Here is a 572-nt window from a genome sequence, read left to right on the forward strand (position 1 = left end):
CATTTTTCTCGGTGCGGACAGCCTGAACAGTTCTCACATATGTAATTTCTCCTTGTTGTTTCATATCCATTCTGACTTTTGCGTTTGCTATCATAAGCAAAGATCAGCTTTTTGCCATTAGGACATACAAAGTAATCTCCTGTTTCATCGTAAAAGAGATTCTCTTTGCGGTAAATATCATTCTTGTATTTTCGCTTTTTGCTAATCTCATAATCGGCAGGCTTGATATACGCATTTTGTTCTTCCGATTCAAGATATGTGTAATTTTCCTCACTTGCATATCCTGCATCTGCTATGATATTTTCGTATTTCTTTCCGGTGCTTTTTCGTATTCTCTCTAGAAACGGTATCAGCGTAGTTGTGTCTGTGGGATTAGGAAACAAGCCTACTCCGACAATATATTCGCTCTCTACTTCTATCTGTACATTGTATCCCGGCTTGAGCTGTCCGTTGAGCATATGATCCTCTTTCATCCTCATAAAGGTCGCATCCGTATCAGTTTTTGAATAGCTCTTTCTCTTGCCGCATATTTCTAGACTTTTGTTGTAGTTGTCCAGTCTTTCAAGATAACT

General features: G+C 38.6%; 1 protein-coding gene. It reads right to left on the bottom strand.

Translation table 11 applies throughout. From position 1 onward, the window contains the following. Nucleotides 1–479, bottom strand: a 479-nt coding sequence (locus AAAY30_RS11540; RefSeq protein WP_499222368.1) for a transposase, incomplete at its 3' end; no start/stop codon positions are given. Nucleotides 480–572 lie beyond the last annotated feature (93 nt).

This window comes from Ruminococcoides bili (assembly GCF_040093295.1).
GTDB classification, from domain to species: Bacteria; Bacillota; Clostridia; order Oscillospirales; family Acutalibacteraceae; genus Ruminococcoides; species Ruminococcoides intestinale_A.